The organism is Niallia sp. FSL W8-0635, from assembly GCF_038007965.1.
In the GTDB taxonomy this organism is placed as follows: Bacteria; Bacillota; Bacilli; order Bacillales; family Cytobacillaceae; genus Niallia.
The window spans coordinates 1,883,705-1,897,818 of record NZ_JBBOYD010000001.1; the positions used below are offsets into that span (position 1 = coordinate 1,883,705).

The window sequence follows — 14,114 nt, forward strand, 5'->3', positions numbered from 1 at the left end:
GAAGAAGATGGAAAAAGAAATCGTAGAACAGGATTTTATTCAAGCAGAAGCAATACTTAAAAACGTAAAAGAAGAGATAGGAAATTTTATTGTTGGTCAAGAGAAAATTACCGATGAGGTTCTTTGGAGTATGCTGGCAGGTGGACATGTACTTTTAGAAGGGTTACCAGGTTTAGGTAAAACGATGATGATTCGTACTATTTCGGAAGTAATGGACTTATCCTTTGCCAGAATTCAGTTTACGCCAGATTTAATGCCTGCAGATATTACGGGTACGATGGTGCTGCAGCCTGATGAAAAAGGAAAACAGCAATTTCATTTTCATGAGGGACCTTTATTTAAGCATATTGTCCTGGCTGATGAAATCAACCGAGCTACACCGAAAACGCAAAGTGCCTTATTAGAGGCAATGGGAGAAAAAACGGTCACCATCATGGGGGAAACCAAAAAGTTAGAAGCACCTTTTTTTGTATTAGCAACACAAAATCCCCTTGATATGGAGGGGACATATCCATTGCCGGAAGCCCAGTTGGATCGTTTTTTATGTAAATTACATGTCGCTTATCCATCAAAAGAGGAACTAAAAGCGATTATTAAGAGGACAACAGGGACAGACTCCACTACATTAACGCAAGTTGCCTCTGTAGAGGATATTATTCATTTACAAAGTCTTGTCAAACAAATTCTTGTTGCTGACGACATTTTAGACGTTGCAGTCAATATTGTTTCTGCTACTCATCCCGGTTCAGAGGATGCGACAGAATTAGGAAATAAGTATATTCAAGCAGGAAGTGGGCCAAGGGGGCTGCAATCTTTAGTAACAATGGCAAAGGCAAGAGCTTTAGCATCTGGCAGATATCATGTTTCTATCGCAGATTTGCGATACGCGGCACTCCCTGTATTTAGACATCGTATTTTGCTTAATTTTGAAGGGGAGATTGCGGGTATAACACCTGACCAGATCATCGAAGATATTCTAGAAAAAACATTACGGATTGAAGCAGGGAAGGGAAGATGAAGGACTACCATTCCTTATTAGCAAGAATGAATCGAAAAAGTCTACTGGTTTCGACTAAAGGTGCAGGCATGCAAAATGGCAGAAGAAAATCCCATATCCATGGTACCTCCCTTGATTTTGCTGATTACAAAATCTATCATCCTGGCGATGATATCCGGCAAATTGATTGGAATGTCTATGGGCGCACAAATAAGCCCTATATTAAAAGATTTCAAGATGAAAAAGAGATTTCCGTTAGTATATTCCTTGATGCAACTTCTTCGATGAAACAAATCCATTCCAAATGGGAGTTAGCAAGAGAACTAGCAGCAAGCTTAGCCTATATTACACTGTCCCATGAAGATCGATTGAGTTTTGCGGCTATATCTACGAAGCTTGCCTTTCATCGCAAAGGATCGGTTCATAATAAAAGAACCTTTTATGAAATTGTTGGTGTGAAGGAGAAAACGGTAAATGAAAGCTTTACACAATCATTAAGGAGCACCATTATAACCCCAACACAAATGATTATTTTAATAACAGATGGTTTAGAAAAATTGTCTTTATTTGAAGAAAGTTTTAAACGGTTAAAGTACCGAAACCAACAAATATGGCTGATTCAATTACTAAGTGAGAGGGAGATAAATCCAGCTTTCTCTGGAGACATACAATTAGTCGATAGTGAGAATGGAAAAATGGTGGATGTAAGTCTTAATACTTCCATCAAAAATCTATATAAGAATAGACTTGATCAGCATAATCAAGAACTAGAAATTCTTTGTGGGACACATGGAATCCGTTATTGTCAAATCAGCGATAAACTGGATATACAAACGATTATTTTACGTGAACTAGCATTTGCTGGATTGGTTCAATAATACTCATTACGAGCCAAAAGGAGAGACAAAATGCATTTAGCAAATCCATATTATTTTTTGCTACTATTTTTTATTGTGTTATTTATCCTATTTTATTTTTTTCGGAAAAAATATACAAAACAAATCATCCCCTCCAATTTACTTTGGGAAGAAGTTCTCAAGGAAATGAGGGCATCCTCCTGGTTTCATAAATGGCAGAATAACGTCTTATTCTGGCTGCAGCTTTTATGCTTGCTTTTATTGATGCTAGCACTAGTGGGACCATATTTTGCTAAAGAGACGATTAAAGGGGAACAAATCATCTTCATGTTTGATACATCGGCTTCGATGGCAGCAAATGGAAATGCTGCTAACCGTCTAGAAGTTAGGAAAGGGACCGCCTTACAAATGATGCAAGACCTTCAGGAAAATCAAACCGTCACAGTGCTGGAGGTAAATGACCGTCCAAAAATACTGTTGCATAATGAGGCAAATCGAAACAAAGTAACTGCAGTGATTCAAGATTTAGAGCTATCCTATACCCATGAAGATTGGCAAAGTGCAACAGAGCTAAGTGCAAGTCTAGCGAAGGAAGGCAAGAGTGCTATACATATTTTTTCTGACGGGGTAGAGAAGGAAAGCATAAAAAATATCGATTCTTTCTATGTGGAAGTACATAATCAAGAGAAGGAAAAGGAAGAAAATATTTCGATTTTATCTTTTGGCGTATCTAAAAATGACGATAAAGTAGCAGGAATCGCTATGGTGGAAAACCAGACAGATTCTATCAAAAAAATACCATTTCAGGTTGAAAGTGAAAAGGCAGTGCTTTTTCAGCAAGAGATCGAATTACAGCCAAAAGAAAGAAAAATAATCGCGATAAACGAGCTTCCTGAGAAATCGTATTACAATGCTAAAATTACGGTTGTAGATGATTTTTTGGTTGACAATATGCAAGCGGCTGTATTTAATAAACAGGCTACAACCATTTATACAGATAATGAAATGAATCCATTTTTGGTAAAAGGATTTGAGGCAATTGGTCTTCGTGTCATTCAAATGGAGGAGAAAGAAGAATTTCTAACGAAAAAGGATAGTATTTTCCTTTTAGCTGGTTCTACACTACCAGCTAATATCGAAGCCCCATTTGTTTTCTTCTATACAGATGGAAAAAAGGAAGCGTTGCAATCAGCGATAGAACCAAGTGAGGATGAATTACTTTTACATGTAGATATGAAGGATGTTTTTATCGCAAGTGCTACTAAGCAAACGATGGAAAGCATGACACCAATTGTAAAAAGTGGAGAACTGCCGTTAATTCAAAAAGGCAACGTCAATAATCAGCCAGCCATACTCATTCAATTTGATTTAAAAGATAGTGATTGGCCATTACATCCAAGTTTTCCGATCTTTTTATACAATATGTATCAATGGCTTTCTTCTCAATCTAATTATGTTGGAGATTTTCAGCCTTTAGAATCGAGAACGATTCATTTAACAAATCAAGAAACAGGTTGGGATATTTATAATGAAAACGATCAATTAGTTGGCTCCTTCTCGATGGAAGAAGGCTTCCAAGCACCGAAGCTACCTGGTGTTTATCAGCTGACAAATGATACAGAGCTTCTTTATTTCTCTGTGAATTTAGATGATCGAGAGAAGACAATCGCTTCTCAAAAGTCGTTTGTTCTTAATGAAAATCAACTAAAGGAAAATCAGGTTACAAAAACGGAAAATGATTGGCTTTGGTATGTATTATGTTTGCTTGCTTTTGTCATTTTATGTATGGAATGGGAGGTATACCGACATGCAGATAGAGTTTAAATACCCATTTATTCTATTAATCTTCCTTCCTATTGCTTTTCTGCTTTTTCGATATTGGAAACAGACGAAGACGATGCCGAATCGAAAGGAAAGACATGTTATCCTCTTTTTAAGAAGCTGCATTTTTTTTCTTTTAATCATTGCACTTGCCGTTCCACAAGTGATTTTGCCACAAAAAGAAACGCCCGTTGTTTTTCTAATGGATCGAAGTGCAAGTGTGCAGGATTCAGGAGAAAAGCAACTCGAGTGGCTGGAAAAAAGCATACAAAACAAGAAAGAAAAAGAGGAATATAGTGTTCTTTCTTTTGGAGAGAAAGCGACCATTGAGCAAATGATGGGAAAAGAAGGTCTTCGTTTTCCAAAATGGGATGAGGAGATAGGCAAGGATCATACGAATATTGAAGGGGCAATTAATCTTGCCAGTAGTGTTTTTCCGAATAATAGTGGTGGGAGAATCATTCTCTTTACGGACGGAAACGAAACAATGGGGAATCTTACGGAAGCGGCAAAATTATTGAAAAATCGTTCGATTGAATTAGATACTGTTTTACTCGATCCCCATTCCTATGAAGATACTGCTGTTACCGAAGTAGAACTGCCTTCCACATTATACGAAGGGGAACAAGCTGCGGTTTCGGTAACGATTGAAAGTAATACGGCAAAAACAGGATTGCTTCATTTTTATGAGAATAATAATAAAATTATTTCGAAGTCAATCGAAATAAAAGAAGGCACCAATATCATTCCAATTCAGTTTTCGGTGGAACAAACTGGATTAGTAACCTATAAAGCAGAACTAGAACTGACGAATGATGCCTATGCTGAAAATAACAAGCTTCAGGTCGTCAATATGGTTAAAACGATTCCGCAAATTTTATTAGTGCAAAATAATCCAAATGAAGCACTCGTTCAAACCTTAGAAGCGGCAGGGTATATAGTGGAAGTCCGTTCGTCGGTTCAGCTTCCTACTGTACTTTCTGGCTATTTGAACTATCAATCGATTATTTTTAATAATATTGCTGCAACAGATATTACGGAAAATCAAATGAGTCTGATTGAAAAAAGTGTTAAAGATTTTGGTGTCGGATTTCTTATGACGGGTGGGGAAAATAGCTTTGGATTAGGAGGGTATTTCCAAACTCCTATTGAAAAGCTCCTCCCAGTTGATATGGACATTAAAGGAAAAAAAGAAATGCCGTCATTAGCGTTAATGATTGTTTTAGACCGTTCTGGAAGTATGGATGGGCAGAAATTTTCATTGGCGAAAGAAGCGGCAGCGAGATCGGTTGAACTACTTCAAGAGACAGATACACTAGGGTTTATTGCTTTCGATGATAAGCCATGGGTTATTGTAGAGCCTAAGCCTTTGAAAAATAAAGAGGAAGTAGTGGACAAAATTCGTTCCGTTCCAGTCGGCGGAGGAACCGAAATTTATGGATCCTTAGTAGAAGCCTATGATCAAATCAGTGATTTAGATGTGAAAAGAAAACATATCATTTTACTTACAGATGGACAATCGGCAACGAATAATGATTATGAAGAGTTAATTAATGAAGGCAGTAAGAAAAATGTAACAATGTCAACGGTAGCGTTAGGCGCAGATGCAGACCGAAATTTGTTGGAGGAATTAGCAGAGCTTGGAGCAGGCCGTTTTTATGATGTACAGGATTCAACGGTAATACCTTCTATTTTATCAAGAGAAACCGTTATGGCAACAAGAACCTATATTGAGGACAATCCGTTTTATCCGAAAATAAAGTCTGGCTATGGATGGGATTCCTTGTTTAGTCAAGGTGTTCCACAAATGAATGCCTATATTGCAACAACTGCTAAATCAGAAAGCACCGTTCCTATAGGGAGCACGAAGGAAGACCCTGTTTTAGCAGAATGGCAATACGGTTTAGGCAAGACGATAGCATTCACTTCTGACGTGAATGGAGCGTGGGCTGGGGATTGGGCGCGCTGGAACCAATGGAGCAGCTTTCTGACAAAAATGGTCGCAAACACTTTGCCCCAATATGATTCAGAGGCGTATTCCTTGTCTGTTGAAAAAGAGAAGGATCGAACCTATCTAACGGTAGCAGCAGATAAATTATCCATGCTGCCGATCGAAACCACTATTCTATCAGAACGCGGAGAAGTGATTGAAGGAAATACAAAAATGATTGCTCCAGGCAAATATGAAGTGGATGTTGGCAATGATCCTGGTCTTTATTTTATTCATATCAAACAAACAGATGAGGAAGGAAACATATCTGTTTACCAATCAGGCTTTACTGTTCCCTATTCAGACGAATATTTAATTACCGGAGCAAATGAAGAAAAGGTAGCAGAGCTCCTCGCGATAACAGGAGGCTCTCAGCTAGAGAAAGAATCACAAGCATTTCGCCCCCTTAAGGACCCAGTTAAGCAAAAGCAGGAGATAACCGAAGTCTTGCTACTAATTAGCTTCCTGCTTTTGTTCGTAGAAATAGCGATTAGAAGATTTGGATTGCCAGTGAAGTTCCTTGCAGTGTTTGAAAAAAGAGAAGCTGCTAAGCGGCACAAAGCTTCTAAGCAAAAGAGAAGTGAAGCGCCTAGAGAAACACCAGTAGCAAAAAAGAAAGACATACAGCCTGTTTCTAGTAAAGAAACAAAGGAGAAGCAAGAAAAACCATTGAAAAAAACAAAGGCAGTAAATGAAAAGGCAGAGAGTGAAAATCATTTGGATCAACTGTTAGAGATGAAGCGGAAGAAAAAGCGATAAGTTAAATTGGCATGATACTGCAGACGGACTTTATTAGGTTGTCTGCAGTTTTTTTTATACAAAGAGCTGGTTTGGGATAAAAAGAGGGGGTGGGGGTAACAGAGAAGGAGCTCCCTCTGTGACCGAAAGTAGGGAAAAGAAGCGGAGAAGGTAACAGAGGAGAGGTCTCTGTGACCGAAAGCAGAGAAAAGGAGTGGAGAAGGTAACAGAGGAGAGATCTCTGTGACCGAAAGCAGGGAAAAGGAGTGGGGAAGGTAACAGAGGAGAGGTCTCTGTGACCGAAAGCAGGGAAAAGAAGTGGGGAAGGTAACAGAGGAGAGGTCTCTGTGACCGAAAGCAGGGAAAAGGAGTGGAGAAGGTAACAGAGAAGTGGTCTCTGTGACCGAAAGCAGGGAAAAGAAGTGGAGAAGGTAACAGAGGAGAGGTCTCTGTGACCGAAAGTAGGGAAAAGAAGTCGGGAAGGTAACAGAGAAGGTCCCTCTGTGACCAAAAGCAAGAATAAGTACAGGAAAAGGTAACAGAGGAACCTTATAAAAGCCTATTTATATTTATTTATAACAAAATAGGGAAAGTCAGCTTTAAAATTTTTACATTTTATAGAATCTACGTTAGGTGCCTTCCCTACGATAAGTCAACATCGGTTCACTAACGTTCACCGTGTTTTCTTTATCTCAGTCAGGCTCCCTCCAGTTTGTACAACGATAACCAGGCGCTTCCGCTTTTCAATAGTCCAGCTCCGGGTGCCCAGGGGCTGATGGGCTTCACGACGATTCCCTACGATAAGTCAACATCAGTTCACTAACGTTCACTGTGTTTCCTATATCTCAGGAATCGTCGCTCCACCCCACACGCCCCTAAACGGGCCCCCTCCGCTTTTCAATTTGTAAAGATATTTTCTTGACATCTTTTTTCCTGGTGTGTACAATAGTCGATGTAAAGGCTTTTGACTTAACACGGGGGTATTATTCGATGCTTGAGAAAACAACGAGAATGAATTATTTATTTGATTTCTATCAGTCGTTGTTAACACCGAAGCAACGAAGCTATATGTCTCTTTACTATTTGGATGATTACTCTCTTGGGGAGATTGCTGCTGAGTACAATGTAAGCCGTCAAGCGGTGTATGACAACATTAAACGTACCGAGGCAATGCTAGAAGAATATGAGAATAAGTTATTGTTACTTCAGAAATTTCAGGAACGTCAAGTTCTTTTTGAAAAGATGAAAAAAATGCTAGAACATGATACCTTATCTATATCTGCGTTGCGAGAGGCAGTAGAGGAACTAGAGAAATTAGATTAAGGAGGCTGACGTATGGCATTTGAAGGTTTAGCTGACCGACTGCAGAACACGATGCAAAAAATCCGTGGAAAAGGGAAAGTAAATGAAGCGGATGTTAAAGAAATGATGCGTGAAGTTCGTCTTGCGCTCCTTGAGGCAGATGTTAACTTTAAAGTGGTAAAAGACTTTGTTAAAAAAGTAAGTGAACGTGCAGTAGGACAGGAAGTGCTAAAAAGCTTAACTCCTGGACAACAAGTTATTAAAGTAGTAAAAGAAGAGCTTACAGAACTAATGGGTGGAGAAGAAAGTAAAATTGGTGTGAGTAAGCGTCCTCCAACTGTCATTATGATGGTCGGACTTCAAGGGGCGGGGAAAACAACAACCACTGGTAAGCTTGCAAATTTACTGCGTAAAAAACATAATCGTAATCCACTATTAGTAGCTGCGGATATTTATCGTCCTGCTGCGATTAAGCAATTACAAACATTAGGTAAACAGCTTGATTTTCCAGTGTTTGCACTAGGAGACCAAGTTAGCCCTGTTGAGATTGCAAAGCAAGCGATAGAAAAAGCAAAAGAAGATCACCATGATTATGTATTAATTGATACAGCAGGTCGTCTTCATGTCGATGAAGCCCTTATGGATGAATTAAAACAAATCAAGGAACTTGCAAACCCAGAAGAAATATTACTAGTTGTCGATGCGATGACAGGGCAAGATGCTGTCAATGTAGCCGGCAGTTTTAACGAGCAGTTAGGATTAACGGGAGTTGTCTTAACAAAGCTTGATGGTGATACACGTGGGGGAGCTGCACTTTCCATTCGTTCTGTAACGAACACACCAATTAAATTTGTTGGTTTGGGAGAAAAAATGGATGCGCTTGAAACGTTCCATCCTGAAAGAATGGCTTCCAGAATTTTAGGAATGGGCGATGTCCTTAGCCTAATCGAAAAAGCACAAATAAATGTGGATGAAGAAAAGGCGAGAGAGTTAGAGAAGAAAATGAAGACAGATTCATTTACCTTTGACGATTTTCTTGATTCTTTAAGTCAGGTAAAAAGCATGGGACCACTTGACGAATTAATTAAAATGATGCCAGGTGCGAACAAAATCAAAGGCTTAAACAATATGAAAGTGGATGAAAAGCAAATTGCCCACGTAGAGGCAATTATTAAGTCCATGACTAAGCAAGAAAAAGAACAACCAGAGATTATCAATGCTGGTAGAAGAAAGCGGATTGCAAAAGGAAGCGGTAGAACCGTACCAGAAGTAAATCGACTTTTAAAGCAGTTTGATGATATGAGAAAAATGATGAAGCAAATGACCAATATGGGTCAAAAAGGCAAGAAAAAAGGTAAATTTAAATTACCATTTAACCCTTTTTAACGACGATTTTTGTATAAAATTGGCTTCGTTTGTCTATTGAAAATGAGCAAAAACAGTCCGTTAGAAGGCGTAAATAAAGATTTTTAACACTGACAAGAAAAAACACTTTACAAAGTGTTGGAGTATCTGATAATATACTATCTTGTGTGAAACTATTCGGAGGTGCAATATTAAATGGCAGTAAAAATTCGTTTAAAAAGAATGGGAGCAAAAAAATCTCCTTTTTATCGTATCGTAGTAGCAGATTCTCGTTCACCACGTGATGGACGTTTCATTGAAACAGTAGGAACTTACAATCCAGTAGCAAACCCTGCTATCGTTGAAATCAACGAAGATAAAGCTCTACAATGGTTACAAGATGGTGCAAAACCATCTGATACAGTACGTAACCTATTCTCTAACCAAGGTATTATGGAGAAATTCCACAATATCAAAAACGCTAAGTAATTTTTGATGAAATGAAAGAGCTTATAGAAACGATTGTTAAGCCCCTTGTTGATTTTCCAGAGGAAGTTGCTGTAACTGTAACAGAAGAGGATAATCGTATCACTTACTTGCTTTCTGTCAACGAGAATGACATCGGGAAGGTAATAGGGAAGCAAGGGCGAGTTGCAAGAGCAATTCGAACGGTTGTTTATGCAGCAGGATCATTACAACAAAAGAAAATTACAGTTGATATTAGAGATTAAATGAAAAGGAAGGAGGGGGAACCCTCCTTCCTTTGTTTTTTAGGGAGAAATTTGCGTTTGGCTGATAATGACGTTTCTTTGGCTGATATCGATGGTGATTTGGCTGATAAATGATTATTTTGGCTGATAAACATGTTGCGTTGGCTGATATCAACAAGAATTTGGCTGATATGTTGAACGCCGTGTTAGCATTTTTTGAAAAATAGCTGTAGTGCTGGTAAAATGATTGATATTTTCTTCCCTTTTAGACGAACAAAGCAATATATGGTACCTTGTTAGTAGTATGTTCAAGAGTTGTCATCTGTTAGGAGGAAGTTTATGAAGATTCTTCAGTCTGTAACAGTAAAACAAGTTTTAACCGAGGCTACAAGAAAGTCTATTTCCAATCGATATATGGAAGAAATACAGCAACTAGAAAAAGAAGTGCAACAGCTTCATTTTGAGGAAAAAAAACAATTGAAAAATCATCCTTCTGGTACGGAAATAAAAAAATTTTTTCGGAAGGAAGTTACTAATAAATTAGAGAAACAAAAAACGATAGAGTTTCAATTAAATCAATTACATATACTACCATTAGGGACAGAAATCAAGGAACAGGAAGTAATGGCTGTTGTCGATGTTCAGGTAGGACAGGCTTGGGAAAGTACTAATAAGACGATTATTGTGAAAGATGGAATAGTGGTTGATATTCGATAGAGGTGAATGCAATGGAGAAATGGTTTAATGTTGGAAAAGTTGTGAATACACATGGAATAAGAGGAGAAATCCGTGTTATTTCTCGTACGGATTTTCCAGAGGAACGATACAAGGTTGGGAATGCGATTTATTTTTTTCAAACAGATAAGGCAAACCCTCTTGAGCTGAAAATTAAGAGTCATCGGGAACATAAGAACTTTAATCTGCTTACGTTTGAAGGCTATGACAATGTGAATGATGTGGAATTTATGAAGGGTGGCCTTCTAAAGGTTCCAGAGAGCTTTCTTGGAGAGCTGGCTGAAAATGAATACTATTTCCATGAAATTATCGGCTGTAAAGTAGTAACGGTAGAAGGGGAAGAGCTTGGAGAAATCACAGAAATATTAACGCCAGGAGCGAATGATGTATGGGTTGTGAGAGGCAAAGATAGAAATGAGATCTTGATTCCTTATATCGAAGAAGTAGTGATGAAAGTAGATGTGCAAGAGAAATTAGTTGTAATAGAGCCAATGGAAGGGCTGTTGTCTTAATGAAAATTGATGTACTAACATTATTTCCAGAGATGTTTGAAGGGGTTCTTCACAGTTCTATTTTAAAAAAGGCAGAAGAAGGGGAAAAGGCTGCTTACAATGTCGTGAATTTTCGCGATTACTCCGATAATAAGCATCAAACGGTTGATGATTATCCTTACGGAGGCGGTGCTGGGATGGTGTTAAAGCCACAGCCGATATTTGACGCTGTGGATGCTTTAAATGCCAACGAAGGCCAAGCTAAGCCCCGTGTCATTCTGATGTGTCCTCAAGGGGAAAGATACACGCAAGCAAAAGCGGAAGAATTAGCGCAAGAGGAGCATCTAATCTTCATTTGCGGTCATTATGAAGGGTATGATGAGAGAATCAGAGAGCATTTGGTAACCGATGAAATCTCCATTGGTGACTATGTCCTGACAGGTGGCGAATTAGGTGCTATGGTCGTCATTGATAGCGTCGTACGGTTGTTGCCAGGGGTGCTTGGAAAAGAAGCGTCCCATGTAAATGATTCTTTTAGTACTGGTCTATTAGAGCATCCTCATTACACACGCCCAGCTGACTTTCGTGGAATGAAGGTGCCGGACACTTTGCTATCTGGCAATCACGCTCATATTGATGAATGGAGAGAAAGGGAATCTTTCCGAAGAACCATTGAAAGAAGACCAGACTTACTAGAAAATTATCCGCTCACAGAGAAGCAAAAAAAGCTAGTAAGTGAACTGAAAAAGCAGCATCATCCAAGTTAACATAATACTATTATGTGAATAGGTAAAAGAACAGCTAGAGGAAAGTAGCAAAGTTCTATTATTTTTAGAAAAAATATTGCTGTTAGTCTAGTTTTATGTTAAGATAACACTTGTGACTTAAGCAGATGAATTTCTGTGAAGGGTCTTATAACGATGTTCCGCTGCAAGAGGTCTCGATTATGAGTGCAAGAGCGTCTGTTGGAAGGAGTTGAAAACGATGCAAAAATTAATAGAAGAAATTACAAAAGAACAACTTCGTTCTGATCTTCCTTCGTTCCGTCCTGGTGACACTGTACGTGTACACGTGAAAGTTGTCGAGGGTACTCGTGAGCGTATTCAGTTATTTGAAGGTGTTGTAATTAAGCGTCGTGGTGGTGGAATCAGCGAAACTTTTACAGTACGTAAAGTTTCTTACGGAGTTGGCGTTGAGCGTACATTCCCTGTTCACACACCTAAAATTGCGAAGCTAGAAGTTATCCGTCGCGGTAAAGTACGCCGTGCGAAACTTTACTACCTACGTAACCTACGTGGTAAAAAAGCTCGTATTAAAGAAATTCGATAATTGTTACCAAAAAAGAGCTTGTTCTTGTAACAAGTTCTTTTTTATATCTTGCTTTTTAAATGCTTTTTAAATGTTTTTTCTTTTTTATGGTTAATAAAGTTAACGCTCCCTGAGTTGATTGTATCTGTAGAGGAAATCAACGAGCTTACATTGTGAGTGAATCTGTATACCCAACAAAACAACTGAAAACTTTCCAATTTTACTTCATCCAAAAATTCCGCTAAAATATATCATGTTAGAGAAGCGATCAATCATACATAAAAAACTACCTATATTGTTCAGTTAAGGATTGGTGAAAGGTATGGCAACTGAAAAGAAGAAGAAAAATGAAGTTTGGGAATGGAGTAAAGCGCTAATTATTGCAGTCTTACTCGCTTTTGTCATTCGGTATTTTTTATTTGCTCCAATTGTAGTGGATGGCGAATCCATGCAGTCTACATTACTGGATCAAGATCGAATGATTGTGAATAAAATCAACTATAAAGTAAGTGAACCAAAGCGTTTTGATATCATTGTATTTCACGCTCCTGAAGGAAAAGATTATATAAAAAGAGTAATCGGGTTACCAGGGGATACAATCGAGTATCGTAATGATGTGTTATATGTAAATGGACAAGCTTATGAAGAGCCGTATCTAGAGCATAATAAACAAGTGATAAATGGTCCCCTAACAGAAGATTTCACTGCAACAGTTCCAGACGGAGAACTATTCGTGATGGGGGATAACCGTCAAAATAGTAAAGACAGCCGTCATATCGGTACGATTGGCTTTGATAAAATTATTGGTAGTACAAGTGTTGTGTATTGGCCAATATCCGATTTAAAAATAGTAGAATAATGTTAGTGGAAGAAATAGAGGTGCACGTATGACTATACAATGGTTCCCGGGGCATATGGCAAAGGCCAGAAGACAGGTAACGGAAAAATTAAAGCTGGTAGATATTATTTTTGAATTAGTGGATGCGAGAATTCCTCAATCATCTCGAAATCCCATGATTGATGAAATCATCCAGCATAAGCCGAGAATTGTGTTATTGAATAAAGCAGATATGGCAGATAAAGAACGTACAAAAGAATGGATAAGCTATTTTAAAAAACAAGGTATACAAGCACTTGCGATTAATTCACACGCAGGGGTTGGAATGAAGGAGATTACTGCCTTAGCGAAAGTAGTCTTAGCGGAAAAATTTGATCGGATGAAAGCCAAAGGAATTAGACCGCGAGCGATTCGAGCAATGATTGTTGGAATTCCAAATGCAGGTAAATCTACTTTGATCAATCGATTAGCGAAGAAAAATATTGCGAAAACAGGCAATACACCAGGTGTTACAAAAGCACAGCAATGGATTAAAGTTGGGAAAGAACTAGAGCTTTTAGATACGCCAGGTATACTATGGCCGAAATTTGAAGACCAAGAAGTTGGCTTAAAGCTTGCTTTAACTGGTGCCATAAAGGATACCATTTTAAATCTACAAGATATCGCTATCTTCGGACTACGTTTTTTAGAAAAAGAATATCCAGAGCGCTTAAAAGAAAGATATAATTTAGAAGTGATTCCAGAAGATACAGTAGAGCTATTTGATCATATCGGAACGTTTAGAGGAGCATTATCAGGCGGCGGGATTGTCGACTATGATAAAGTAACAGAACTCATTATCCGAGACATCAGAGGGGAAAAGTTCGGACCTTTAACATTTGAAAAAACAGAAGAAATGTAAGAGCTCCAACGAGAAGTGGCTAAAAACAGACACTTCTCTTTTTTATTTAGCAGTCTTATGGAGAGCAAGTTGTAGTCAGGCT

At 38.4% G+C, this 14,114-nt stretch carries 14 protein-coding genes; all 14 read left to right on the top strand.

Annotation, left to right across the window (positions count from 1 at the left end; all coding sequences use genetic code 11):
• The first annotated feature begins 7 nt into the window (after positions 1 to 7).
• Positions 8 to 1,018 carry an AAA family ATPase gene (locus NYE52_RS08755; protein WP_341192721.1) on the top strand — a complete coding sequence of 337 codons (1,011 nt, stop codon included), beginning with the start codon at positions 8 to 10 and terminating at the stop codon, positions 1,016 to 1,018.
• Positions 1,015 to 1,875: a DUF58 domain-containing protein gene (locus NYE52_RS08760; RefSeq protein ID WP_341192722.1), complete on the top strand. Its 861-nt coding sequence runs from the start codon at positions 1,015 to 1,017 to the stop codon at positions 1,873 to 1,875. Before NYE52_RS08755 ends, NYE52_RS08760 begins: the two co-directional genes overlap by 4 nt.
• 30 nt (positions 1,876 to 1,905) lie before the next feature.
• Positions 1,906 to 3,678 carry a VWA domain-containing protein gene (locus tag NYE52_RS08765; protein ID WP_341192723.1) on the top strand — a complete coding sequence of 591 codons (1,773 nt, stop codon included), beginning with the start codon at positions 1,906 to 1,908 and terminating at the stop codon, positions 3,676 to 3,678.
• Positions 3,662 to 6,424: a VWA domain-containing protein gene (locus NYE52_RS08770; RefSeq protein WP_341192724.1), complete on the top strand. Its 2,763-nt coding sequence runs from the start codon at positions 3,662 to 3,664 to the stop codon at positions 6,422 to 6,424. The genes NYE52_RS08765 and NYE52_RS08770 overlap by 17 nt, the downstream gene beginning before the upstream one ends.
• A 969-nt stretch (positions 6,425 to 7,393) precedes the next feature.
• Complete coding sequence (locus NYE52_RS08775; protein ID WP_031534436.1) at positions 7,394 to 7,726, top strand: putative DNA-binding protein; 333 nt, start codon at positions 7,394 to 7,396, stop codon at positions 7,724 to 7,726.
• A gap of 12 nt (positions 7,727 to 7,738) precedes the next feature.
• Positions 7,739 to 9,091 (top strand): signal recognition particle protein, encoded by a 1,353-nt coding sequence (ffh, locus tag NYE52_RS08780; RefSeq protein WP_341192725.1) that lies wholly within the window; start codon positions 7,739 to 7,741, stop codon positions 9,089 to 9,091.
• 174 nt (positions 9,092 to 9,265) lie between these two features.
• On the top strand, positions 9,266 to 9,538 hold the full coding sequence (gene rpsP / locus NYE52_RS08785; protein ID WP_341192726.1) for a 30S ribosomal protein S16: 273 nt from the start codon (positions 9,266 to 9,268) through the stop codon (positions 9,536 to 9,538).
• Between the two features lie 11 nt (positions 9,539 to 9,549).
• Positions 9,550 to 9,780 (top strand): KH domain-containing protein, encoded by a 231-nt coding sequence (locus NYE52_RS08790; RefSeq protein ID WP_341192727.1) that lies wholly within the window; start codon positions 9,550 to 9,552, stop codon positions 9,778 to 9,780.
• Positions 9,781 to 10,098: 318 nt separating this feature from the next.
• Positions 10,099 to 10,476 (top strand): YlqD family protein, encoded by a 378-nt coding sequence (locus tag NYE52_RS08795; protein WP_341192728.1) that lies wholly within the window; start codon positions 10,099 to 10,101, stop codon positions 10,474 to 10,476.
• 11 nt (positions 10,477 to 10,487) lie between these two features.
• Positions 10,488 to 11,006 (top strand): ribosome maturation factor RimM, encoded by a 519-nt coding sequence (gene rimM / locus NYE52_RS08800; RefSeq protein WP_341192729.1) that lies wholly within the window; start codon positions 10,488 to 10,490, stop codon positions 11,004 to 11,006.
• The gene (gene trmD, locus NYE52_RS08805) at positions 11,006 to 11,752 is read left to right on the top strand and encodes a tRNA (guanosine(37)-N1)-methyltransferase TrmD (protein ID WP_341192730.1); all 747 of its coding nucleotides are present in this window, start codon (positions 11,006 to 11,008) and stop codon (positions 11,750 to 11,752) included. Before rimM ends, trmD begins: the two co-directional genes overlap by 1 nt.
• A gap of 217 nt (positions 11,753 to 11,969) precedes the next feature.
• Positions 11,970 to 12,314: a 50S ribosomal protein L19 gene (gene rplS, locus NYE52_RS08810; protein ID WP_031534450.1), complete on the top strand. Its 345-nt coding sequence runs from the start codon at positions 11,970 to 11,972 to the stop codon at positions 12,312 to 12,314.
• A gap of 301 nt (positions 12,315 to 12,615) precedes the next feature.
• Positions 12,616 to 13,152 (top strand): signal peptidase I, encoded by a 537-nt coding sequence (gene lepB / locus NYE52_RS08815; protein ID WP_341192731.1) that lies wholly within the window; start codon positions 12,616 to 12,618, stop codon positions 13,150 to 13,152.
• Positions 13,153 to 13,180: 28 nt separating this feature from the next.
• Entirely contained in the window at positions 13,181 to 14,032 is an 852-nt protein-coding gene (gene ylqF / locus NYE52_RS08820) for a ribosome biogenesis GTPase YlqF (RefSeq protein ID WP_341192732.1), read from the top strand.
• Positions 14,033 to 14,114: the final 82 nt, after the last annotated feature.

Bases quoted from the DNA above. Each gene is read 5' to 3' on its own strand.
- NYE52_RS08795 (WP_341192728.1), top strand. From the start codon at position 10,099: ATGAAGATTCTTCAGTCTGTAACAGTAAAACAAGTTTTAACCGAGGCT.
- NYE52_RS08760 (WP_341192722.1), top strand. From the start codon at position 1,015: ATGAAGGACTACCATTCCTTATTAGCAAGAATGAATCGAAAAAGTCTA.
- rplS (WP_031534450.1), top strand. From the start codon at position 11,970: ATGCAAAAATTAATAGAAGAAATTACAAAAGAACAACTTCGTTCTGAT.
- lepB (WP_341192731.1), top strand. From the start codon at position 12,616: ATGGCAACTGAAAAGAAGAAGAAAAATGAAGTTTGGGAATGGAGTAAA.
- NYE52_RS08755 (WP_341192721.1), top strand. From the start codon at position 8: ATGGAAAAAGAAATCGTAGAACAGGATTTTATTCAAGCAGAAGCAATA.
- NYE52_RS08770 (WP_341192724.1), top strand. From the start codon at position 3,662: ATGCAGATAGAGTTTAAATACCCATTTATTCTATTAATCTTCCTTCCT.
- NYE52_RS08790 (WP_341192727.1), top strand. From the start codon at position 9,550: ATGAAAGAGCTTATAGAAACGATTGTTAAGCCCCTTGTTGATTTTCCA.
- NYE52_RS08765 (WP_341192723.1), top strand. From the start codon at position 1,906: ATGCATTTAGCAAATCCATATTATTTTTTGCTACTATTTTTTATTGTG.
- trmD (WP_341192730.1), top strand. From the start codon at position 11,006: ATGAAAATTGATGTACTAACATTATTTCCAGAGATGTTTGAAGGGGTT.
- ylqF (WP_341192732.1), top strand. From the start codon at position 13,181: ATGACTATACAATGGTTCCCGGGGCATATGGCAAAGGCCAGAAGACAG.
- rimM (WP_341192729.1), top strand. From the start codon at position 10,488: ATGGAGAAATGGTTTAATGTTGGAAAAGTTGTGAATACACATGGAATA.
- NYE52_RS08775 (WP_031534436.1), top strand. From the start codon at position 7,394: ATGCTTGAGAAAACAACGAGAATGAATTATTTATTTGATTTCTATCAG.
- ffh (WP_341192725.1), top strand. From the start codon at position 7,739: ATGGCATTTGAAGGTTTAGCTGACCGACTGCAGAACACGATGCAAAAA.
- rpsP (WP_341192726.1), top strand. From the start codon at position 9,266: ATGGCAGTAAAAATTCGTTTAAAAAGAATGGGAGCAAAAAAATCTCCT.